This is a genomic window from Nocardia coubleae NBRC 108252, from assembly GCF_001612805.1.
Lineage (GTDB): Bacteria > Actinomycetota > Actinomycetes > Mycobacteriales > Mycobacteriaceae > Nocardia > Nocardia coubleae.
Map to the genome: position 1 here is coordinate 797,250 of NZ_BDBD01000011.1, position 22,010 is coordinate 819,259.

General features: G+C 68.9%; 23 protein-coding genes. 13 read left to right on the forward strand and 10 right to left on the reverse strand.

Features of this window, described 5'->3' with window-relative positions:
• Positions 1-151: 151 nt before the first annotated feature.
• Genes NCO8_RS12745 through fadD5 form a run of 3 tightly spaced genes read left to right on the forward strand, consistent with a single transcriptional unit; the run spans position 152 to position 3,540 of the window.
• Positions 152-1,138, forward strand: a complete 987-nt coding sequence (locus tag NCO8_RS12745; protein WP_067488874.1) for an NAD(P)H-dependent flavin oxidoreductase — start codon at positions 152-154, stop codon at positions 1,136-1,138.
• Positions 1,135-1,941: an enoyl-CoA hydratase gene (locus tag NCO8_RS12750; RefSeq protein ID WP_067639173.1), complete on the forward strand. Its 807-nt coding sequence runs from the start codon at positions 1,135-1,137 to the stop codon at positions 1,939-1,941. The genes NCO8_RS12745 and NCO8_RS12750 overlap by 4 nt, the downstream gene beginning before the upstream one ends.
• A 24-nt stretch (positions 1,942-1,965) precedes the next feature.
• Positions 1,966-3,540, forward strand: coding sequence for a fatty-acid--CoA ligase FadD5 (fadD5, locus tag NCO8_RS12755; protein ID WP_067639175.1), 1,575 nt, complete (start codon positions 1,966-1,968; stop codon positions 3,538-3,540).
• Here the strand turns inward: fadD5 and NCO8_RS12760 are convergent.
• The 3 genes from NCO8_RS12760 to NCO8_RS12770 all read right to left on the reverse strand — a co-directional run bounded on the left by NCO8_RS12760 (position 3,530) and on the right by NCO8_RS12770 (position 6,935).
• On the reverse strand, positions 3,530-4,567 hold the full coding sequence (locus NCO8_RS12760; RefSeq protein WP_067639177.1) for an alpha/beta fold hydrolase: 1,038 nt from the start codon (positions 4,565-4,567) through the stop codon (positions 3,530-3,532). The two genes, fadD5 and NCO8_RS12760, sit on opposite strands and share 11 nt — an antisense overlap.
• Positions 4,568-4,647: 80 nt before the next feature.
• Positions 4,648-6,045, reverse strand: coding sequence for a lipase family protein (locus tag NCO8_RS12765; protein ID WP_210740102.1), 1,398 nt, complete (start codon positions 6,043-6,045; stop codon positions 4,648-4,650).
• Complete coding sequence (locus NCO8_RS12770) at positions 5,973-6,935, reverse strand: AurF N-oxygenase family protein (protein WP_067639181.1); 963 nt, start codon at positions 6,933-6,935, stop codon at positions 5,973-5,975. Before NCO8_RS12770 ends, NCO8_RS12765 begins: the two co-directional genes overlap by 73 nt.
• Positions 6,936-7,255: 320 nt before the next feature.
• On the opposite strand from NCO8_RS12770, the gene NCO8_RS12775 reads away from it, so the two are divergent.
• From NCO8_RS12775 to NCO8_RS32880, 6 genes are all read left to right on the forward strand, one after another.
• Positions 7,256-8,650, forward strand: coding sequence for an ATP-binding protein (locus NCO8_RS12775; protein ID WP_067488885.1), 1,395 nt, complete (start codon positions 7,256-7,258; stop codon positions 8,648-8,650).
• On the forward strand, positions 8,650-9,081 hold the full coding sequence (locus NCO8_RS12780) for a roadblock/LC7 domain-containing protein (RefSeq protein WP_067639183.1): 432 nt from the start codon (positions 8,650-8,652) through the stop codon (positions 9,079-9,081). The genes NCO8_RS12775 and NCO8_RS12780 overlap by 1 nt, the downstream gene beginning before the upstream one ends.
• The gene (locus NCO8_RS12785; protein ID WP_067639185.1) at positions 9,078-10,325 is read left to right on the forward strand and encodes a cytochrome P450 family protein; all 1,248 of its coding nucleotides are present in this window, start codon (positions 9,078-9,080) and stop codon (positions 10,323-10,325) included. The genes NCO8_RS12780 and NCO8_RS12785 overlap by 4 nt, the downstream gene beginning before the upstream one ends.
• A gap of 253 nt (positions 10,326-10,578) precedes the next feature.
• Positions 10,579-10,929: a helix-turn-helix domain-containing protein gene (locus tag NCO8_RS12790; protein WP_376739920.1), complete on the forward strand. Its 351-nt coding sequence runs from the start codon at positions 10,579-10,581 to the stop codon at positions 10,927-10,929.
• Between the two features lie 4 nt (positions 10,930-10,933).
• Complete coding sequence (locus tag NCO8_RS12795; protein WP_067639187.1) at positions 10,934-12,007, forward strand: DUF885 domain-containing protein; 1,074 nt, start codon at positions 10,934-10,936, stop codon at positions 12,005-12,007.
• A complete protein-coding gene (locus NCO8_RS32880) occupies positions 11,916-12,146 on the forward strand; it encodes a DUF885 family protein (protein WP_210739967.1) in 231 nt (76 codons plus the stop codon). Before NCO8_RS12795 ends, NCO8_RS32880 begins: the two co-directional genes overlap by 92 nt.
• Before the next feature lie 5 nt (positions 12,147-12,151).
• Here NCO8_RS32880 and NCO8_RS12800 read toward each other — a convergent pair whose 3' ends face one another.
• Positions 12,152-13,033, reverse strand: a complete 882-nt coding sequence (locus tag NCO8_RS12800; RefSeq protein ID WP_067639189.1) for a sigma-70 family RNA polymerase sigma factor — start codon at positions 13,031-13,033, stop codon at positions 12,152-12,154.
• A 172-nt stretch (positions 13,034-13,205) separates the two neighbouring features.
• On the opposite strand from NCO8_RS12800, the gene NCO8_RS12805 reads away from it, so the two are divergent.
• Genes NCO8_RS12805 through NCO8_RS12815 form a run of 3 tightly spaced genes read left to right on the forward strand, consistent with a single transcriptional unit; the run spans position 13,206 to position 15,338 of the window.
• A complete protein-coding gene (locus NCO8_RS12805; RefSeq protein ID WP_067639191.1) occupies positions 13,206-14,363 on the forward strand; it encodes a serine hydrolase domain-containing protein in 1,158 nt (385 codons plus the stop codon).
• Between the two features lie 32 nt (positions 14,364-14,395).
• On the forward strand, positions 14,396-14,821 hold the full coding sequence (locus NCO8_RS12810) for a DoxX family protein (protein ID WP_067639193.1): 426 nt from the start codon (positions 14,396-14,398) through the stop codon (positions 14,819-14,821).
• Positions 14,822-14,849: 28 nt separating this feature from the next.
• Positions 14,850-15,338 (forward strand): carboxymuconolactone decarboxylase family protein, encoded by a 489-nt coding sequence (locus tag NCO8_RS12815; protein ID WP_067639195.1) that lies wholly within the window; start codon positions 14,850-14,852, stop codon positions 15,336-15,338.
• A gap of 9 nt (positions 15,339-15,347) precedes the next feature.
• Here the strand turns inward: NCO8_RS12815 and NCO8_RS12820 are convergent, their stop codons facing one another.
• The 6 genes from NCO8_RS12820 to NCO8_RS12845 form a co-directional block, all read right to left on the reverse strand.
• Complete coding sequence (locus tag NCO8_RS12820) at positions 15,348-16,253, reverse strand: DUF2797 domain-containing protein (RefSeq protein WP_067639197.1); 906 nt, start codon at positions 16,251-16,253, stop codon at positions 15,348-15,350.
• Positions 16,254-16,275: 22 nt separating this feature from the next.
• Positions 16,276-18,348 carry a xanthine dehydrogenase family protein molybdopterin-binding subunit gene (locus NCO8_RS12825; RefSeq protein ID WP_067639199.1) on the reverse strand — a complete coding sequence of 691 codons (2,073 nt, stop codon included), beginning with the start codon at positions 18,346-18,348 and terminating at the stop codon, positions 16,276-16,278.
• Positions 18,345-19,337 (reverse strand): FAD binding domain-containing protein, encoded by a 993-nt coding sequence (locus NCO8_RS12830; RefSeq protein ID WP_084456998.1) that lies wholly within the window; start codon positions 19,335-19,337, stop codon positions 18,345-18,347. Before NCO8_RS12830 ends, NCO8_RS12825 begins: the two co-directional genes overlap by 4 nt.
• Positions 19,334-19,837 (reverse strand): 2Fe-2S iron-sulfur cluster-binding protein, encoded by a 504-nt coding sequence (locus tag NCO8_RS12835; RefSeq protein ID WP_067639201.1) that lies wholly within the window; start codon positions 19,835-19,837, stop codon positions 19,334-19,336. Before NCO8_RS12835 ends, NCO8_RS12830 begins: the two co-directional genes overlap by 4 nt.
• Positions 19,838-19,988: 151 nt before the next feature.
• On the reverse strand, positions 19,989-20,936 hold the full coding sequence (locus NCO8_RS12840; protein ID WP_218022664.1) for a DUF4129 domain-containing protein: 948 nt from the start codon (positions 20,934-20,936) through the stop codon (positions 19,989-19,991).
• A 157-nt stretch (positions 20,937-21,093) separates the two neighbouring features.
• The gene (locus tag NCO8_RS12845; protein WP_067639203.1) at positions 21,094-21,408 is read right to left on the reverse strand and encodes a MerR family transcriptional regulator; all 315 of its coding nucleotides are present in this window, start codon (positions 21,406-21,408) and stop codon (positions 21,094-21,096) included.
• A 111-nt stretch (positions 21,409-21,519) separates the two neighbouring features.
• On the opposite strand from NCO8_RS12845, the gene NCO8_RS12850 reads away from it, so the two are divergent.
• On the forward strand, positions 21,520-21,945 hold the full coding sequence (locus NCO8_RS12850; RefSeq protein WP_067489192.1) for an Hsp20/alpha crystallin family protein: 426 nt from the start codon (positions 21,520-21,522) through the stop codon (positions 21,943-21,945).
• Positions 21,946-22,010 lie beyond the last annotated feature (65 nt).

Below are 22,010 nucleotides of genomic sequence, written 5' to 3' on the forward strand. Positions count from 1 at the left end.
CTCGCCGCACGAGGTGTTGACAGGCCGCGTCGGCCGCCATTAAGTTAATCACAATTCTCGCTAAGTTAATCATGATTCTGTCCGGTTGCCCAGAGCCGTCCTGGTTCTGCCCGCGACCGGCGGGAACGTCTGAATCCGGAGGGAGAGCGCGATGCTGCGCACCCGATTCACCGAGGCATTCGGTGTCGAGCACCCGATCGTGCAGGGCGGGATGATGTGGGTCGGCCGCGCCGAACTCGCCGCCGCCGTGTCCGAAGCTGGTGGTCTCGGCATTATCACCGGCCTCACCCAGCCCACGCCGCAGGCATTGCGCGAAGAGATCGCCCGCACCAGGGATCTCACCGACAAGCCGTTCGGGGTGAACCTGACGATCCTGCCGTCCATCACGCCGCCGCCCTACGAGGAGTACCGGCAGGCGATCATCGACGGCGGGGTGAAGATCGTCGAGATCGCCGGCGGAAACCCGGCCACCCACCTGCCGTTCCTCAAGGACGCGGGCATCAAGGTGCTGCACAAGTGCACCAGCGTCAAGCACGCCCTCAAGGCGCAGCAGGTCGGCGTCGACGGTGTGAGCATCGACGGCTTCGAATGCGCCGGGCACCCCGGCGAGAACGACACCCCGGGCCTGGTCCTCATCCCGGCCGCGGCGCGTGAGCTCGAGATCCCGATGATCGCCTCCGGCGGGATCGCCGACGCGCGCGGCCTGGTGGCGGCCATGGCGCTCGGCGCCGACGGGGTGAACATGGGCACGAGGTTCCTGTGCACCGTGGAGTCACCGATCGCGCACGCCGTGAAGGAGAAGATCGTGGCCAACACCGAGCTCGACACGAAGCTGATCTTCCGCACCATGCACAACACCGCCCGGGTGGCCGACAACGCCGTCAGCCGCCAGGTGGTCGAGATCGAGCGTGGGGGCGGCACTTTCGCCGATGTGCGTGACCTCGTCGCCGGTGCGCGCGGGCGCAAGGTGTACGAGGAGGGCGACCTCGACGCGGGCATCTGGAGCGTCGGCCAGTGCCAGGGCCTCATCCACGACATCCCCACCTGCGCCGACCTGATCGACCGGATGGTGCGCGAGGCCGAGCAACTGATCGCGGACCGCCTGGCCGGCTCGATCGTCGAGGCGGTGGCCCGATGAGCGCGAGCGTTCTCAGCACCGAGGAACACGGCGTCCTGCGGATCACGATCGACCGCCAGGCGCGGATGAACGCCATCGATCTGGCGACCATGACCGAGCTGTGCGACCTGGTCACCGCGGCCGCGACGACGCCGTCGGTGCGGGTCATCGTGCTGACGGGCGCGGGGGCGGCGTTCTGCACCGGTGCCGACCTGGCCGCGGCCAGCGCGGCGGGTGGCAACGAGGCGTCTCCGGAGGTGGTGATGGATCGGGCCAACGACCTTATCCGGGCCATCGTCGATTCGCCGCTGCCGGTGATCGCGCAGGTCAACGGCCCCGCCGCCGGTGTCGGCACGTCCATCGCCTTGGCCGCAGACCTCATCTACGCCGCCGAGAATGCCTACCTGCTGCTGCCGTTCACCTCCATCGGGCTGATGCCCGACGGCGGCGCGACGGCCGTGGTCGCGGCGTCCATGGGCCGCGCCCGCGCCGCCGAATTCGCCCTGCTCGGCGCCCGGTTACCCGCGACCGAGGCCGCTACCGCGGGCCTCATCACTCGCGCGATTCCGTCGGAAGAGCTCGGCGCACACGTCGAAACCGTGGCCGCCAAGCTCGCGGCGGGACCGCGCCGGGCGCTGCAACTGACCAAGGCCGCGCTCAACGCGGCAACCCTCGCCGGACTGGATGCCGCCCTGGCCAGGGAGAAGACCGGCCAGTCCGAACTGCTCACCTCCGCCGATTTCCTCGAGGGAATGACCGCGATGCTCACCCGCCGGGCGCCACGATTCGACGGCGCCGTCCACCCCATCACCGATCCGGCCTGAGTCCGGCGTTCCGCAGGAGACGAGATGTCAACCGCTACCGAACCGATGCGCTCGCGACGCAATCACTGGATGAACCAGATCGCGATCCACGCCACCACGATTCCCGATTCGCCCGCGCTGCGGTTCCTCGGCAAGACGACCACCTGGGGCGAAATGCACGACCGGGTGCAACGCCTGGCCGACGCGCTCGCGCGCCGAGGTGTCGGCGAGGGCGACCGGGTGATGATCCTGATGCTCAACAACGCCGAGTACATCGAGTCGGTGTTCGCGATCAACACCCTCGGCGCCATCGCGGTGCCGGTGAACTTCCGGCTCACCCCGCCCGAGATCGTCTACCAGGTCACCGACAGCGGTGCGCGCACGATCATCACCGACACGGTGCTCGCCCCGCTGGTCGGCGCCGTCGCCGCGCAGACCGACGCGCTGGCCACCCGGATCGTGGTCGGCGGAACCACCGGTGACGGCGTCCTCGGCTACGACGACCTGCTGACCGAACAGGGCGACCCGCACGAGCCGCTCGATGTCCCCGAAGACAGTGCCGCGCTGATCATGTACACCTCGGGCACCACCGGTAATCCCAAGGGCGCGGTGCTCACCCACCTGAACATGAACTCCCAGGCCCTCACCTGTATCCGGGCCATGCAGTACCGCGCCGACGACATCGCCTTCTGCGCCTCACCGCTGTTCCACATCGCCGGATTGGGCAGTGTCGCCGCGTGTTTCGTGCTCGGCGCGCTCACCGTGATCCACCCGCTCAAGGCCTTCGACGCCACCGAGGTGCTCGACGCCTGGGAGCGCGAGCGGGCCACCTCAGTGTTCCTCGTGCCCGCCCAGTGGCAGATCGTGTGCGCCGATCCCACCGTGGCGCAGCGGGATCTGCGTTTGCGCGTGATCAGCTGGGGCGCCGCCCCCGCCTCCGACACCGTGCTGCGCGCGATGGCCGAGACGTTCCCGAACGCATTGAACGTCGCGGTGTTCGGGCAGACGGAGATGTCTCCGATCACCTGCGTGCTCGACGGTGAGGACGCGATCCGCAAACTCGGTTCGGTCGGCAAGCCGATCCCGACCATCGCCACCCGCATCGTCGACGACGAGATGAACGATGTCGGCCCCGGCGAGGTGGGCGAAATCGTCTATCGCGGACCGACCTTGATGCGCGAGTACTGGAACAACCCGCGCGCGACCGCCGACGCGTTCGCCGGCGGCTGGTTCCACTCGGGCGATCTGGTGCGCCGCGACGAGGAGGGCTTCGTCTACGTCGTCGACCGCAAGAAGGACATGATCATCTCCGGCGGCGAGAACATCTACTGCGCCGAGGTGGAGAACGTGCTGTTCGCCCATCCCCGCATCCGGGAGGCGGCGGTGATCGGCCGGGCCGACGACAAGTGGGGCGAGGTGCCCGTCGCCGTCGTGGTCACCGAGGACGGCGGCGAGATCACCCTGACCGACCTCGCCGAGCACCTCGACACCCACCTGGCGCGCTACAAGCACCCCAAGGCGCTGGTGGTGGTCGAGGAGCTGCCGCGCAATGCGGGCGGCAAGGTGGTCAAGCACGCACTGCGCGCCGAGCACGGTTCGGCGCAGGTGGTCAGCGGCTGAGGAACTCGTCGATCGCCGGCCAGGTGATCTGCGCGGCGGTCGCACTGGCGAGCAATCCCAGGTGACCGCCGCGTACCTCGACGAATTCCGCCTCGGCGTTCGGCAGCACGTCCAGGCCGCGGCGCACCGAGGAGGCCGGTACTACCGCGTCGCCGCGGCTGCCGAGCAGCAGCACGGGGCAGGTGACCTTGGCCAGTTCGATCACCAGATCCGAGCGCAGCCGGATGTAGCCCTCGGCGAGTTCGTTGCGCAGCACCAGGCTGCGGTGGATCTGCCAGTAGGAACGCCCCGGGTATCCGGGCATCGAGGCCATGAACCGCTCGGTCGCCTCGAACCGAGCCAGCGCCTCGGTGTCCAGCGCGTTGCGGATCAGGTAGGCGGGCTTGGTGATCTCGCGGTCCAGTGCCTGCAACCGGAAGCCGAGACGCACGAATTCCTGCGGGATACCACCCATGATCCGGGTGGCCAGGGCCATCTCCTTGCCACCGGTGATCTTGGCGGCCAGGCGCATCGGCGCCAGCAGTGGGGTGCGACGCTGGTCGATGGGGGCCGCGAGCGCGGTGATGGACGCGATCGGCAGGCCGGCGTCGGCGGCGGCGGTGAGCAGGGCGAACACCCCGCCCAGCGACCAGCCGATGAGGTCGACCGGCCGGTCGTGTTCGGCGGCGACCCGCGCGATGGCCTCGGGCAGGATGTCGTCGATCCAGTCCTCGAGGCCGAGATTCCGGTCGGCGTAACCGAATTGGCCGTAATCGATCACGTACGGCTGTCGCCCCTGCTCGATCAGGTGGCGGACCAGGCTCTGACCGGGACGCAGATCGAAGCACGCCGGAGTCACCGCCAGCGGCGGCACTAGCAGCACCGGATTTCCCCCGGCGTGGCCGGTGGCCTCGTACCGCTTCAGATGGCGGTGCGGTCGCTCGTACACCGTGGTCGACGGGGTGGGCTCGCCGGATTCGAGCCCACCGCCGAACGAGACGGCCCACACATTCCGTACCGCGCGCGGTACATCGGTCACAATCCCCACCGATAACCCCTTATCTCACCGGCTGCCGTCGGCAGTCCCTACGGGCCAGTATCTTACCAGTGAGTAAGTTGAGGGTTCGCTCAGGCGGCGCGCTGGTCCCGCTTCGCCGGGTTCGCGAGCTCGCGACCGGTCACCGACTTGGTGATCGGGCGCGCGAACAGGACGCGCACCACGGCCCTGGCCAGGTCGGCGAGACCGTGGCGGCCCGCGGGCAGACCGAGCACACTGAGCACGGTCCTGGTCTGCGAGGGTGTCACCGGCAGCCCGGCGAAGCGGTCGGCCAGCCAGTTCAGGCTCAGCGGGGCCGAGCCTGCCAGCAGGCTCAGGTGCTCGCTGAGCCGGTCACGCAGGTAGGTCACGTGCGCGCCGTTGGCCCGGTAGCGCTGCACGAGCGCGTCGATGTCGTCGACCGCGATGATCTGGTCGTGCACCGCTTGGGTCACCAGCAGCGGCGCCGCGGGCGCCCGGTCGCCGAGGGTGAGGTCGGCGAACATCTCGAGCATCGCTTCGAGGGCGAGCAGTTCGGTCATCGGCGCACCGGAGTGCCGGTCGACGCTGTACCTGGCCAGCCGCAGCACCGCACCCACCGTCGTCGACTCCGCCGCCTTGTCGAGCACCGCACGGCCCTCGTCGGAGAAATGGGTGTCGACCAGTTCGGCGAACGCCGGATACACCCGGCGCAGCGCCGCGACCACCAGGGTCGGCAAACCCGCGTGCAGGCCGCCGTTGAGCCGGTGGAAGGTGGAGACGAGGTCACCGACCGGTGAGCCGAGCACCGCACCGGCGATATCGAGCTCGGGCGCGTAGGTCGGCGCCATCTCGGCGGCCCACGCCGAGGCGAGGCCGCCTCCCGAGTAGCCCCACAAGCCCACCTGGGCGTCGGGCGCGAGGCCGCCCGGTTCGAAGGCCAGGGCCGCGCGGATACCGTCGAGGGCGCGGTAGCCCGGTTCGCGTGGCGCACCCCACGCGCCGAGCATGCCCTCGTGATCGGGCACCGACACCGCCCAGCCTCGGGACAACGCGTCGGCGAAGAGCAGCAGTTCGATGTGGGCACAGGTGCCGATCGCCCGCGAGCCGCGGCGCAGCGAGTAGGACGGGAAGGCGCGCGGCGCGATGGCGTCGATCGCGCACTGGAACGACACGAGTGGCGCACCCTCGGCGACACCGTCGGCCGGGGCGATCACCGTGGTGACGGCGGCCTCGGGTACGCCGTTGAGATCGTTGCTGCGATACAGCAGCTGCCAGGCCCGGGCCCGCAGGGGAATCAGCCCGAACGCCGCCAATTCCACCGGGCGCCAGCGCAACAGCGTGCCCGGCGCCGATCTGTCGAATCCGTCGCGTGGCACATAGAACGGATCGGCGTCGGGCAGCAGCACCTCGCTGGGAGCCGCCCAGCTCTCCGGGATCACGCGGTGGCCCGGCGGGCCGGTTCGCTGCGGTAGCGCGAGACGGGGCCGTCGATGCCAAGCGCCCGCCAGACCAGCTTGGCGACGGGGTTCATCAGGCCGATGTCGGTGGCCAGGGCGCGCACGTCGGTGAACACATCACGCTTGGTGTGCCGGGATTCGGTGCTACCCCAGTACGCCTCGCGCATCACCTCGCGCGGAATGTGGAACTTGTCCACGAATTCCTTCGGCGGGGTGGCGATCATCGACAGCATCACCCGCATCACGACGGGGAACAGCACCGAGAGCAGCGACCGGGTGGCCGGGTGCATCGCGGGCACGTTCTTGCGCAGATACTCGTGCGCGAAGGAGATGTGGCGGGCTTCCTCCGCGACATGGATCTGCATCACCCGGTGCACCATCGGATGCAGGTCGAAACCGCCGCGCAGCAACGACTTCTGCAGGTGATCGATCGGCTCCTCGCCGCCGAGCACCAGGGTGAAGAACAACTCGGGAAAATACTTCACCGCGGGCCAGATGACCATCGTCAGCTTGCGGTCGATCGGGCCCATGCCGATCACATCGCGGTAGCCGATGCGGTTGATCATCTCCTGGAACATCATCGTGTGGTTGCACTCTTCGGCAGCCTCGTGCGTGACGTACCGGAATTCCGGATCACCGTTGGGCACCGAGATCAGGTACTGCATCAGACCACGGATGAGTAGTTGCTCGAAGTCGATACCGACTTTGGCGATGCCCGCCTGCCGCCACATACCCATGGCGATCTGGCGTTCCACGGGCTGGGCCCGGTACCAGGGGTGGCGACCCAACGGGTCCTCGGTGGGCATGATCCAGCGGGGGTCGTCGGAATGCACCGCCATTTCCGGTGCGTCCCAGTCGATGTCGACATAGGGGTCGAAGTGTTTACTCACCGATCCCTCGGACAAGCCCTGCAGAATATCGTGGTAAGTGGACAACGTCATCGGTGTCTCCTAGCGGTGGTTCCACTGTTCAGTTTAGTGGTACCGGCGGTTCCATTCAAGTGTAGATGGAACTTCGTGTCACATATATCTTGGCACGCCGTCACCGGATGCGGAATAGGGACGAATCACTTTCGGTACCAACACTTTCCGACCGCGAAATACGCACTGATAAGGTGTGTGCGGATTCGCCGGAAGCGCAGCACAGCGGGACGGGGACAGGCCGCACTCGCACGGTTGCACCACCGGCAACAGTCTCGCCGGAGGGACCGGCGAGGTTCCGGCCACCAGGCTCTTCGGCCGGTGAGACGACAAAGGAACCGATGACCCCGACAATCGCGGTGTTCTTGTTCGGTATCGCAACATTGGTGTTGCTCGGCGCTGTCGCGGTGGCTCTGGTCGCGCTGCGCAACGAGCGTCACGTCCGCGCGCGGCTGTCCTCGGCCGAACGCGAGCTCTACGCGCACGACGAGGCGATGACGCGCCTGATCGAGGCGACCCTGCCGAGGATCACCGAAGCGATCCGCCGCCACGACGAACCCGACGTCACCGCCGAGGTCCCCGCCCAGCTGCGGGACTCGCCGTTCGCGCACAAGATCGCCCGGATCGCGGCCGAGCACGCCGACGATCTCGCCCTGGTGCGCGAGGAAACCCGCCTGGCCGTGGAACACGAGGCGCAGGAGCGCGCCGACGACCGGGTGGAGGCCGTCCGCGCGGAGACCCGCGCGCAGGTCGCCGCCGAAGCCCGTGCCGCGACGGGCAACGCGGTGCGCGCCTTCGGCACCACCGTGGTGAGCCTGGGCGCCGACGTGGGCCAGGTGGTCAGCAACGCGTTGCGCGAGAACCGCAACGACGAGGTGTACGGCACCCTGAGCCGCATCGACCACACCGTGCAGCAGATGATCCGGCAGGCGCAGTCGTATGTGCTCGTCTCCGGCGGCCTGCCCGGCAGGCGCTGGCCGCAACAGACCGTCGACGACGTGGTGGCGGGCGCGACCAGCCGGGTACGCGATTACCTGCGGGTGCGGGCGGGACATTGCGACCGGGTGGTCATCAGCCGCGCCGTCGAGCCGCTGGTGCACACCGTGGCCACCTTGCTCGACAACGCCCTGCGCTACTCGCCGCCTTCGTCGTTCGTCGACGTCGCCTTCCAGCAGGGACACCACGGCGTCACCCTGATCATCGACGACGCGGGCGTGCGGATGAGCCAGGAACAGATGGAGGAGGCGCGCCAGATCCTGTCGGGCGAGCGCGTGATCGATATCAACGCGCTCGGGCCGTCACCGAAGATCGGCTTTCCCGGTGTGGCGGCGCTGGCCCGCCGCTACGGCTTCGCGGCCTATGTCGACGGTCCCAATGTCTACGGCGGCACCCGCGCGATGGTCTTCATCCCCTCCGCGCTGCTCGTCGACAAGTCCGACGCCCGCTCGAACGAGCTCGAGCAGGCCGATGTTCCGCCGGAACCCGTTGTGCGCGAGGATGTTTCCGAGCCACGGGAAGTCGAGGCGGTGGCTGTCGCGGCCCCACCCGAACACACGGCACCCGACACGACCCCCGGCGGTTTACCCAAACGCACGCGACGAGTCGTTGCCCCCGCCACCGGCGGTGCCACGGGCGCGGAATCGCCCGGCAGACCGGAACTGGTCACCGCCTGGCACAGCGGATCCCGGCACGGCCGCGCCGCGGCCGAACGTTCCATCGACGGACAGGACAGCTGATGAGCACTTCCCTCACCGACAGCACCAACCGCCTGGCTTGGCTGTTGGACGATCTGGAGCTCGACGGCGTGCGGTTCGCGGTCCTCTTATCCGATGACGGTCTACGGGTGGCCCACTCGCCCGGTATCAGCAAGGACGAGGCCGAGCGGTTCGCCGCCGCGGCCTCCGGGTTGCGTTCGCTCGGCAAGGCGCTCGGCGAGTTCTGCGGCGGTTTCGCGAATACGGTGCGCCAGAACATGACCGAGTACGACGAGGGGATGATCCTGATCACCGCCGCCGGGGCGGGCACCCTGCTCGGTGTCGCGACGACGACGGATGTCGATCTCGGACTCGTCGCGCACCGGATGAACGATCTGGCCGAACGGGTCGGCCGCGAGCTGGGTGCCGCGCCCCGGCGTGACGAGTTCCGTCGAGCGGAGACGTCGCTGTGACACTCGAGACCTCCTTCGGCCCCACCCCGGTCTCCCCCGATTCGAACAGCGGGCAGGCCAGAGTGGCGTTGTACTCGGAGGAGTTCGCGGCCGACCCGCAGAGCACCTACCGCGAGATGCGGCGCCGTTTCGGCTCGCTGGTCCCGGTCGATCTGGTGCCCGGCGTGCCCGCCACCCTGGTGATCGGCTATCGCACCGCCGTCCAGATCCTCAACGATCCCGACCACTTCCCCGCCGATGCGCGCATGTGGGAACGCACCGTGCCCGAGGACTGCCCGGTGCTGCCGATGATGTGCTACCGCCCCAACGCTCTGCGCACCGCAGGGGCCGAGCACGCCCGCTACCGGCAGGCCACCGTCGCCAGCCTGGCCGGGGTCGACCTGTACCGGTTGCAGCGCACCGTCGAGCAGTTCGCGATTCCCTTGATCAACACGTTCTGTGCCGACGGCAGTGCGGAACTGCTGAGTCAGTACGCCTTCCCGCTCGCCTTCGCGGCTCTGAACTCGATGCTCGGCGTCCCCGAGGACATCGGCGCCCGAGCGGCCGCGGGTATGGCGGCAATCTTCGAGGGCGGCGCGAGCGCGGCGCAGGGCGGTCAGATGCTCGAGGACGCGCTGTACGAACAGATCCGGCACAAACAGCTCGAGCCCGGTGACGATGTCACCACCCGCCTGGTGCAGCACCCGGCCCGGCTCAACGACGAGGAGCTGATGAACCAGCTGCTCACCATGTACGGCGCGGGTATCGAACCGATGTTGAACCTGATCCTCAACACGGTGCGGCTGATCCTCACCGATCAGCGCTTCGCGGGCAGCATCCTCGGCGGCAGCCTGTCGACGCGCGACGCGCTCGACGAGGTGCTCTACACCGATCCGCCGATGGCGAACCACTGCATCACCTATCCGCGTCAGCCGATCCTGGTCGAGGGCGTGTGGCTGCCCGCGCATCAGCCGGTGCTCATCAGCATGGCGGCCTGCAACACCGATCCGGCCATCGGCACGGGTGAGTTCCTCGACAACCGCGCCCACCTGGCCTGGAGCACCGGCCCGCACGGCTGCCCCGCCAAATCACCCGCCTATCTGATCGTCCAGGAGGCCATCGATCAACTGCTCGACGCTCTGCCCGAGATGAAGCTCGCGGTGCCCGAGTCGGAGCTGACGTGGCGTCCGGGTCCCTTCCACCGGGCGCTGACGGCGCTGCCTGTCACATTCCCGGAGACCGCGCCGATGCCGATCCTGAACTGACGCGTCGTCGGACGAGAAAATCTCCAGTGATGAATGTAGACATTTTGCGAGAGCAGTTGTACAGTCGCTGATGTACGCGAGCTTCGACATAACCGGCAGTCACAGGAGGTGGTGGTCACTGAGCAGTCACTTACCAGTCCCGCGTCCCGGAGAGTGTCGGGGTGCGGAGTGAATGTGAAGTCAATCCCTCGTTTGTAGATCCCAGGCCCGGCGCCCAGCGCGCCGGGCCTGCCAGCGTTGACCGAGAGGTGCAGTGCAGCAGGTGAACACCAACGACGGCATCAGTGCCGCCGACCGACTCGAAGACGACGACTACCCCGCGTACAGCATGGGTCGCGCCGCCGAAATCCTCGGCGTCACCCAGGCGTTCCTGCGCGCCCTCGACGCCGCCGAACTGCTGACTCCGCAGCGTTCCGCGGGCGGCCATCGCCGCTACTCCCGGTATCAGCTGCGCATCGCCGCGCGAGTACGCGAACTCGTCGACGCAGGCAACACCCTCGAATCGTCCTGTCGCATCGTGATTCTCGAAGATCAGCTCGCCGAGGCTCATCGGATCAACGCCGATCTGCGCGAGGCGCTCGACAATCGTTCCGTCGACAGCTGACGGCGTGCCCGCCGACTCCGAGGTGCACCGGATCTGCGACCGGTATGTGGAGGATTTTGCCGCCGCGGATCCGGTGACGGCGACCTTGCTCGGCATCACCGGCCACGACGATCGGCTCACCGACTACTCCCCCGCCGGGTACGAAGCCCGTGCCGAACTCGCCCGCCGGGCCGCACAGGCCATCGCCGCCACCACGCCCGCCGACGATGAGCGGGTGGCCGCGGCGGTGTTCGCCGAACGCATCGGCCTCGAGGTCGAGCTGCACGATGCGGGGCTGCGGCTCGGCGCCCTGAATGTCATCGCCTCGCCGGTACAGGACCTGCGTATGGCGTTCGACGTGATGGCCGACGATACAGCCGAGGACTGGGCCGTGATCGGTGATCGCCTCGCCGCCGTTCCGGGCAGTATCGGGGGCCTGCGTGATTCCCTGCTCACCGCTCAGCAGCGGGGCCGTGGCGCGGCGCTGCGGCAGGTTCTCGGCGCGGCCGGACAGGTCGAGACGTGGGCAGCCGGGTTCTTCACCGCCTTCGCCGCGCCGGCCGCCCACGTGCCGGGCGCCCCGGATCTGTCCGGTGTCGCCGCGGCCGCCGACCGCGCATTGGGTGAGCTCGCCGAGTTCCTGCGGACCGAGCTCGCGCCACACGCTCCCCGTGCCGACGCGGTGGGTGCGGATACCTACCGGCTGTGGTCGCGGTACTTCACCGGTGCCGAGATCGACCCGCATGCGGCATACACGTGGGGGTGGGCGGAATTCGGGCGCATCCATGACGAGATGACGACCGTGGCCGGCCGGATCGCACCGGGCGCCTCCCTCGCCGAAACCGCCGCGGTCCTCGACGCCGACCCCCGGTACCACCTGCACGGGCACGCCGCCCTGGCGAGTTGGCTGCAGGAAACATCCGATCGAGCACTGAATGCGTTGCGGGCCGAACACTTCGAGATTCCGGACGAGCTGATGGCACTGGAGTGCCGCATCGCACCGCCGGGTGGCGGAGTCGGCGCTTACTACCTCGGCCCGAGCGAGGATTTCGGCAGGCCCGGCCGTATGTGGTGGTCGGTGGAAGCGGGCCGGGAGTGAACAAGCCTGGCTCGCGGCCCGCGACGACGCCCGGCGCCGCGCGGGCGCGGAATTCGACCTGAAGCACTTCCACACCCGTGCCCTGAAGCTGGGCGGCATGGGGTTGGACACCCTGCGCACCCAGCTGGCCACGGACTGATCGAGCTATCCCAGGACAGGCGTCAGATCGAGACGAGCCAGCCGCTCCCGGTCGGACAGGATGTCGATCGCGGTGATCCGGTCGTCGGCGACGGTGAAGCCGATGATCGAGAACGGGTCACCGTCCATGGTGTTCACCAGCCCGCAGCGGCCGTCGACCAGGGCCGGGTACACGGTGCACAGGGTGGCCATGCGCCGGAACGTCTCGGCCTGGCCCGCGACGGCGGCGGCACCACGGATCACCCGCATCGCCTCACCCGCGTCGGCCCGCAACACCACCTCGGGATCGAGCAGGCGGAGCAATTCGTCGAAATCGCCACCACGCGCGGCGGTGAGGAAGGCGTCGACGACGCGGCGCCTGCGCGCGACATCCGGATCGGGACCCGGCGTTGCGCCCTGCACGCGACGGCGCGCCTGGCTGGCCAGCTTCTTCACCGTCTGTGGCGTGCGGTCGACGATCGGAGCGATCTGCTCGTAGGGCATGGCGAACATGTCGTGCAACACGAAGGCGAGCCGTTCGGCGGGACGCAGCGACTCGAGCACGACGAGCAGTGCCAGGCCGACCGAATCGGCGAGCACCACTTCCTGTTCGGGGTCGGCTACGGTCTCGCACGTGATCACCGGATCGGGCAGGCGATCGTTGTCGAGCGGTTCCTCGCCGCGGCTCTTGCGTGAGCGCAGCATGTCCAGGCAGACCCGCCCGACGACGGTGGTGAGCCAGCCACCGAGATTGTCCACCTCGGCGGTGTCGGTACGGGCCAGCCGCAGCCAGGCCTCCTGCACCGCGTCGTCGGCCTCGGTGAGCGAGCCGAGCATCCGGTAGGCGACCGCCCGCAGGTGGGCGCGGTTGTCCTCGAACTGTTCGGCCAGCAACTGTGCGTTCTGCACGGGTCCTCCTCGATGTCGTCCCACCGTTATGACGAAAGCGGGGCGCCGAGTGTGACCGTAGTGCCGTGACCAGCGTTTTTCCACGACCGGGTCACGTTCTGCCCGTGGCTTACGTCAGTGCGTCAGAACACGATCCGCCGCGGCCGGAAGCCGCGGCCGAAAGGAGAACATCATGGTCGAGGTGCACGGCTTCGTCGCCGAGGGATACGAGCAGGTGCGGGCCGAATTCGCGGCCGTAGTGAGCGAGGAGGGCGACCCGGGCGCACAGTTGGCAGCGTTCGTGCGTGGTCGTCGGGTGGTCGACCTCTGGTCCGGGCGCGAGGTGTCCGGCACGACGCTGACCGGGCTGCATTCCACCAGCAAAGGCGCCGCCGCCCTGGTGATCGCGCTGCTGATCCAGGACGGTGTGCTCGACATCGACCGGCCCGTGGCCGACTACTGGCCGCGCTTCGCCCAGTCGGGCAAGGAACGGATCACGTTGCGCGACATGCTTGTTCACCGCTCCGGTGTGGTCGGGGTCGACGGTGGCTTCACCGTCGCGGAGCTGGCCGACGACCGGGTGATCGCCGAACGGCTCGTCGGGCAGCGGCCCTACTTCGAGCCGGGCACCGTGCACGGATACGGCGGGTTCGTCACCTACGCCGTCGTCGGGGAGGTGGTGCGGGCCGTCACCGGCGCCACCGTGCGCGAACTGTTCGAGCAGCGCATCCGCGCACCCTTCGACCTCGACATCCACCTCGGCCTGCCCGCCGACCTGGAGCACCGCTACCTGCCGATCCTGCCCTGGCGCGCCACACCGGAGGCCGAGGCCGCCTTCGCCGCGAATTCCCCCGCGCCGCACAGCATCGCGGGCATCGCCTACAACCTCAACGCCCACGGCTTCACCGCCGCCGATGTGATGGCGCTGCCCAACGACAGCACCGTGCGCAGGCTCGGCCAGGCCTCGGCGGGCGGGGTGGGCAGCGCCGCGGGTATCGCGGCGATGTACGCGGCGGCCACCACCGGGATCGACGGACGCGAACCACTGCTGTCGCTGGAGACCATCGCGACGGTGTCCACCATCCACTCCGCCGGTCGCGACCTGGTGCGCGGTGACAGCGCACCGTACGCGCTCGGTTTCGAAGCCAAGAGCCTGCTCACTCCGTTCCTCGGCGCCTACGCCATCGGGCACACCGGTTCCGCCGGATCGGACGGGTTCGCCGACCCGCACAGCGGCCTGACCTACGGCTACACCCGCCGTCGCGCCGCCTTCGCCTTCAACGCCCCCGAGAACGCCCGGCTCGCCGCCGTCCTCCACCGGGCCGCGACCCACGTCGCGGCCGCCGCCTGACTGATTCCCTTACCGCACAGGAGAACTCACTGATGACTACTAACCTGTCCCGCGTCGCGAAATTCGCGCGCTGGGTGCCCGTTGCCGCAGTCCTCGCCGAAACCGCCGTCGGCGCCTACTGGGATCTCGCGCGGATCTCCTACGTCCGCGAATCCTTCGACCACCTCGGCTACCCGATGTACTTCGCCACCGTCCTCGGTGTCGCGAAAACCGCCGCGCTGGCCACCATTCTCACGCCCGGCCACCCGCGCACGAAGGAATGGGCCTACGCCGGACTGGTCTTCGTCTACGGCGGTGCGGCGGCGTCCCACCTGGCCGTCGGCGACGGCCCCGACAAATGGGCCATGCCCCTGTTCTTCACCGCCGCCACCTTCGCCGCGCGCGCCTGGCTGCCCACCGGTGGATCCACCACCGCGGCCCTGCGTTCTCTCACCGGCTCCCGAACCCGCATCGCCTGAGAATCACACCACCGGAAAGGAAATCATCATGTCCGACCGTTCCCGCCTGCCCAACCCCCAGCAGCTCGTCCCGGCCCTCGCCGAGGTCGGCGCCGCACTGTTCAAAGCCGTCGGCAACGGGGCCATCCCCCGCTCGACCATCAGCCTGATCCAATTGCGCGCGGGCCAGATCATCGGCAGCACCTACCTGACTGCCCTGCACACCGGAAACCTGCGCGCCGCAGGGGAATCCGAAGACCGCATCGCCGCGGTCGCCACCTGGCGTGACGCCCCGTCGTTCACCGAGCCCGAACGCGCCGCGCTCGCACTCACCGAGGCCGTCCTGCTTCCGGCGGTGCACGGCGAACGGGTCACCGCCGAGCTCTACGACGCCACCGCGAAGCATTACGACGAGACGGCTCTGGCCACCCTTGCCATGGCGATCGGGCAGGTGAACTTCTTCGTCCCGCTCGCGCTCATCGGCAAGCCGCTGCCCGGCCGCCCGCCGGCCGAGCAGTGGACTCCCGTGCCCGCCTGATCCGGCACCTCAGAACAGGCTGGTCTGCGCCGGTTCGGGGGTGACGCTGATCGCCGGATCGAGTTCGATCCGGCGACCGACGAGGCGGGAGTCGTTGACCAACACCAGTTCAGCGGCTCCCGCCGGGTCACGGCAGGCCAGGGTGTGGCCGTGGGCGGCGACCGCGTCGAACACGTATTCGCCTGCGCTGGCCGTGATTTCGATGGGATCCGGGAATCGGCCGCTGGCCTGGATGGTCGCGTAGAAGTCGCGACCGCCCGACCACGCGATATCGGTGCGGACGATGTCGTCGGGCAGGGCGCTCGCCGCGTGCGCGGCCGCCTCGGCTACTCCTTCTTCCACCGCCGACCACGGCCGCAGGGGGCGGGTGAGGATCCGCGTCTTGGTGACGCCGGGCACCGATTGGCGCAGCCCGGCCCGCTCGGTCACCACCCTTTCGAGTTCGCGCACATGCAACCCGTCGGGCGAATCGGTGATGAAGCGGGCGGCCAGCGCACCCTGTTCGAACAGCCTGCGGTGCCTGCGCATCGCCGAGGCCGTCCCGACCTTGGCCATCCCGTCACCGAAGTACGCGATGTAGAGGTGGTGCGGGCGGGCCATGTAATCGCGCACCTGTTCGGGCAGGGTATCGAGCGGGCCGCGATGACTGTGCACCACCGACCACCCCTCCCGGATCCGGCACCGTTCGCACTGGTGACCGGTGTCGATCCGCGCCTCGTGCGGGCAGGTCCGGCGCCCGGGTTCGCCGCCGAACGCACGATAGCCGAGACAGTAGCGGCCCTCGGTGACCCGGAACGCCAGCCGGGTGCCGAGACCGGGCAGCAGGTCGACGGTGTCGTCCGCGCGCAGCAATTCGTAACACCATCGGCCCTGCTCGTCCCAGCGCGTGCCGCAGTACAGGGCGGTGGAGGTCATCCGGCGAATCTAGGCGATGGGCTCAGACGGCGTCGAGGAGGTCCTCGAGGTGGATGGGAACATGGCGGACACGGACGCCGGTGGCGTGGTAGATCGCGTTGCCGACGGCCGCCGCCGAGCCGACGATGCCGATCTCACCGATTCCCTTGGCGCCCATGGGATTCACGTGCGGGTCGTGTTCGTCGATCCAGCTGACGTCGATCTCGCCGATGTCGGCGTTGACGGGAACGTGGTAGCCGGCCAAGTCGTGGTTGACGACCTCGCCGAAACGGGTGTCGAAAACGCTCTCCTCGTGCAGGGCCATGCCGATGCCCATGGTGATGCCACCGATGAACTGCGAGCGGGCGGTGCGCGGGTTGATGATGCGGCCCGCGCCGAACACACTCACCACCCGGGGCACCCGGATCTCGGCGGTGTCGGTATCGACCCGCACCTCGACGAAATGCGCGCCGAAGGCGTGGGTCGAGAAGTTCTCCCGCGCCGGGTCTTTCGACGTTTCCACCGTCGTCTCGGCACCGTCGGCCGGGTCGTCGCCGTAGCGGCGGCGGAAGTCCTCGGCAGCGGCGACCACCGCCGATCCCCACGACGCCATCCCGCTGGAACCACCCGCGACGGTTCCGGCGGGCAGCCGGGAATCGCCGATGCGCAGGTCGATGCGGTCGCCGGTGACGCCGAGGGCGTCGGCGGCGATCTGGCCGAGTGTGGTCCAGGTGCCGGTGCCGATGTCCATGGCGTCGATGGCCACCTCGTAGCGTCCGCCGGTGAAACGCACCCGGGCGCTGTTGCCCGGATTCACATCGGCCGGATATGTGGCCGCCGCGACGCCCGAACCGACCAGCCACCGTCCGTCCCGGCGCGATCTCGGCTCCGGATCGCGGTCGGCCCAGCCGAACCGCCGTGCCCCGGTACGCAGGCACTCGACCAGCCCACGACTGGAGAACGGGCGCCCCGATTCCGGATCGACCTCCGGTTCGTTGTGGATGCGCAGCGCGATCGGGTCCATGCCGAGTTCGACGGCCAGCTCGTCCATCGCCGTTTCGGCCGCGTACATCCCGGGGCAGTGCCCCGGTGCGCGCATCCACGACGACACCGGCACGTCCAGCGCCGCGAACCGGTGGGTGGTGGCGCGGGTACCGGACGCGTACATCACCCGCGACACGATCGTCGTCTGCTCGGCGAATTCCTTGACTTTCGAAACCTGTTGGACCACATCGTGACTCAGTGCCGTCAAGGTACCGTCGTGATGGGCGCCGAGCCGGATCCGCTGCACACTCGGAGTGCGGTAACCGGCGAGGGAGAACAGCTGCTGGCGGGTGAGCGCCAGTTTCAGGGGTTTGCCGCCGGTGAACCGCGCCGCCATGGCCGCGAGCACGATATTGGCGTGCGGTTCGCCCTTCGACCCGAATCCACCACCGACATACGGTGCGATGACATGCACCTGTTCGGGTTCCAGCCCGAACAGCGGCGCCAGCGTCGAGCGCACCACGTGCGGGCCCTGGGTGGAGTCGTAGAGGACCAGGCCGTCCTCGGTCCAGTGCGCGATGGTGGCGTGCGGTTCCATCGGATTGTTGTGCACCATCGCGGTGGTGTAGGTCTGGTCGACGGTCACCGGGGCCAGATCGAGTGCCTTCTCGACATCGCCGATGGTGGTGTCGGTGGCGAAGCCGCCGCTCACGTCCTCGGGTGCGTACAGGTCGTCGCGGTCGGCGTCGAAGACCACGTCGGCGGGGATCTCGTCGTAGCTCACCCGGACCCGTGCGGCCGCCTCGCGCGCCACCTCGGGGCTGGTGGCCACAACCACCCCGATCAGCTGGCCGCGGAAGGCGACCTCGTCGTTCTGCAGGATGAACAGTTCGTTGTCGTCGTCGGCGGCCAGCCGTGGGGCGTTGAGATGGGTGAGTACCGCGACGACACCGTCCATCGTCTCGGCCTCGCGGGTATCGATCGCGCCGATCCGGCCCCGTGCGATGGTTGCCTGAATCGGGAAGGCGTGCAAGGCATCCAGGAGCGGATGTTCCATCGCGTACGGTGCCCGGCCGCGCAGCTTGGCCGGTCCGTCGACACGGGTGGGGGAACTGCCGATCGCGGGTGTCATCGCGCCCCCTGCTCGGTCAGGTCGCGCAAGGTCGCGACGAGGACTCTGCGTGCCAGTGGGATCTTGAAGGCGTTGTGCTGTTGTGGGCGCGCGGCGGCGAGTTCGGCGTCGGCGGCCTCGGCGAAGCTCGTCTCGGTGGCGGGGCGACCGCGCAGCGCGGCTTCGGCGGCGTGGGCGCGCCAGGGTTTGTGCGCGACACCGCCGAACGCGATGCGGCAATCGCGGACCTGCCCGTCGGCGATATCGACGGCCACGGCGACGGAAACCAGGGCGAAGGCGTACGAGGCCCGATCACGCACCTTGCGGTAGGTGGAGTTGGCGGCCCAGACCAGGGCCGGCAGGTCGACGGCGGTGATGAGGTCGCCGTGGGCCAGGACGGTGTCGCGTTCGGGTTCGGTGCCGGGCAACCGGTGCAGGTCGACCAGCGGGATCTCGCGTTCGCCGTCGGCGCCGAGCACGCGGACCGTCGCGTCCAGCGCGGTCATGGCCACCGCCATGTCGGAGGGGTGGGTGGCGATGCACTGGTCCGAGGCGCCGAGGACGGCTTGGTCGCGGTCGTATCCACCGATGGCCGAACAACCGCTGCCGGGCGTGCGCTTGTTGCACGGCGTTGTCACGTCCTGGAAGTACGGGCAGCGGGTGCGCTGCAGCAGGTTGCCCGCGGTGGTTGCCAGATTGCGCAGCTGGGGTGACGCGCCGGCGAGCAACGCGGCCGAGAGCATCGGGTAGCGGGCGCGGATGACCGGGTGCGCCGCGAGGTCCGCGTTGCGCACCGTCGCCCCGACCCGCACGCCACCGTCCGGGCGTTCGGTGATGTCGTCGAACGGCAGCCGGCTCACGTCGACGAGCAGGCCGGGTGCGGTGATGCCGAGCTTGAGGTGATCGACGAGATTGGTTCCGGCGCCGAGGAATACGGCGTCGGGCTCGGCGAGCATCGTCGCCACCGCCTGCTCGGGCCCGATCGCGCGTTCGTAGCCGAAGTCCCTCACCGGGCGGCCTCCGCGATCGCGGCGACGATATGCGGATAGGCGCCGCAGCGGCACAGGTTGCCGCTCATCCGTTCCCGGATCTCGTCGTCGGTGAGCTCGACCGAACCGGTGAGGTCGGCGGTGACATGACTGGGTGCGCCCGCCTTCACCTCCTCGAGCATGCCGACCGCCGAGCAGATCTGGCCCGGCGTGCAGTAACCGCACTGGAAACCGTCGTGCTCGAGAAAGGCCTGCTGCACCGGGTGCAGGTCGTCACCGTCGGCGAGCCCGTCGGCGGTCACGATGGTGGCCCCGTCGTGCGCGACGGCCAGCGCCAGACACAGCGTGGCGCGACGCCCGTCGAGCAACACCGTGCACGAACCGCATTGCCCGTGATCGCACCCCTTCTTCGGAGAGGTCACACCGAGCTGTTCACGCAGGACGTCGAGCAACGTGGCCCGCGTATCGACACCGACCTCCCGCGTATGCCCGTCCACGGTCAAACTGATCTGCGCACGCATCGAACGGCCTCTCGTCGTGGGACACCGACCTCACCACCGACCACCGCGGCACGCCCTCACGGGCCCGCCACCAGCTGCTACCCGAACAGGTGTGCTCCAGCACACATCGCCACCGTAGCAAAGACGCGACGCGCGCCCCCACCGCCGGTCGCTAGGCGACGAGTTCGGCGGTGCGGCGTTGGAGGTCGGCGAGGACGGCGCGCAGGGATTGTTCGGCGCGGATGCGTTGCCAGCCGAGCATGTCGTGGGGGCTGAATCTGGCTTCCTCGAAGAGGGTGACGAGTTCGTGGGCGGAGGAGTCCTGCAGGACGCCGGTGGTGAAGGCGCGGGCCAGGACCTCGTTGGGGGTGTCGGAGATGAGGGGGGCGGCGGCGCGGTCGGCGGACAGGCCGCGTTCCATGGCGGCGTAGCAGGCGATGATGGCCTCGCGGGTGTCCTGGCCGGGGGCGATCATCGCGGCCAGACCCATTTCGGCGGCCCGGGTGAGCGAATCCACTTCGGGCGCGGGCAGTTCGGCGTCGGCCGGTGGGACGTGGTCGGGGACGCGACGCGCGGAACCGAACGCCGCTGCCAGACCGACCATCGCGATCGCCACCAGCAGCAGGGCGAGCGCGGTCGCGACGACGAGGGTGAGACCACTCAGATCCGGTGTGCTGAAAGGTGATTCGGGAGCAGCGGCATCGAGCGAGGTCGGGCGGTCGCGTACCGGTGCATCCTCGGGCGGCGTCTGCTCGGTTTTCGCGCCGGGCAGCAGGAACAGGGCGACGATCCCACCGGCGAACACCAGCGCCGCGGCCCCGACAGCGACCGGGAGGAGCACCGACAGCCGTCCGACCCGCAACCGTGGCAGCCCGCCACCGGTCTCGATCTGCGGCATCGCCAACGGCAAGCGGTGCTGACTGATCAGGACCCCGGCCGCCAGAATGACCACCGAGACGAGCAACAACACCGGCATCACCGCGACCGTCAGCGCGGAGGGCCGCTCCCCCGCCGCCGGGACGACCCCGGGAACCCGACCGCGCAGGGCGATGACGGCCCCGGTCATCAGGGCGATCACCAGCACCGATCGCAGGATCGGCACCCAACTCGTCACACGCACACTCGGTCTTTCGCAGGCGAAATTCGGCCGGACAGCCGCCCTGAAACCTAGGACCCGCCCTCACCCGGAAAAACCGTTAACCGAAGTCATTGGAAGATTCACGACACTTCCCGCGCGACCCCATGCTCACCCACAGGAACAGACCATCAGGTCGGCGCTAATCCGGAGGCAGTTCGCCACGCAGACGAGCGTGCAGAACAGCGTTGGCGTCCTCGAGTTCGAGGATGCGGCCGATCCCCGCGAGGTTCACCCCCGCGGCGGCGAGCGCGACGATGCGCTGCAGGCGCGCCAGGTCGTTGCTGCTGTAGCGGCGGGTACCGCCGTCGCTACGCGCCGGGGTGAGCAGCCCGTGCCGCTCGTAGAGCCTCAGCGTCTGCACACCGACCCCCGTCAGTTCTGCTGTCACCGAGATCCCGTACACGGCCTGCGCCGGGTCGGGTAGCGGGGATCCCGCGTGCGGATCCAGCGACATCTCACTCCTCTCTTGCACTCTCGTGCCGAGAGTGCTAAAACAAATCTATGCCACATGGCATAGGTTACCTGACCTACGAGAGAGAAATGGAGTGAGTTGGAGGTGGCGACCATGCTGATGCGTACCGATCCTTTCCGCGATCTGGACCGTTTCACGCAGCAGGTGCTCGGCACTGCGGCCCGGCCGACGGTGATGCCGATGGACGCCTGGCGTGAGGGCGACGAGTTCTTCGTCGAATTCGACCTGCCGGGTATCGACCCGAGCTCGCTCGACCTGGATATCGAACGCAACGTTGTCACCGTGCGAGCATCGCGACCCGAACTCGACTCGAGCCGCGAGATGATCGCCGCGGAACGCCCGCGCGGGGTGTTCAGCCGTCAGCTGTTCCTCGGCGAGGGCCTCGACACCGACAACGTCCGCGCCGAATACACCGACGGCGTGCTGCGCCTGACGATCCCGGTGGCCGAGAAGGCCAAGCCGCGCAAGATCGAGATCGCACACTCCAACGGACACCAGCGCCAGGCCATCAACGCCTGACCCGTCCGGACGCTTCTCTGCGAGGAGGCGCGTCATGATCCTGCTACCGGTGCGAGATCCCGACG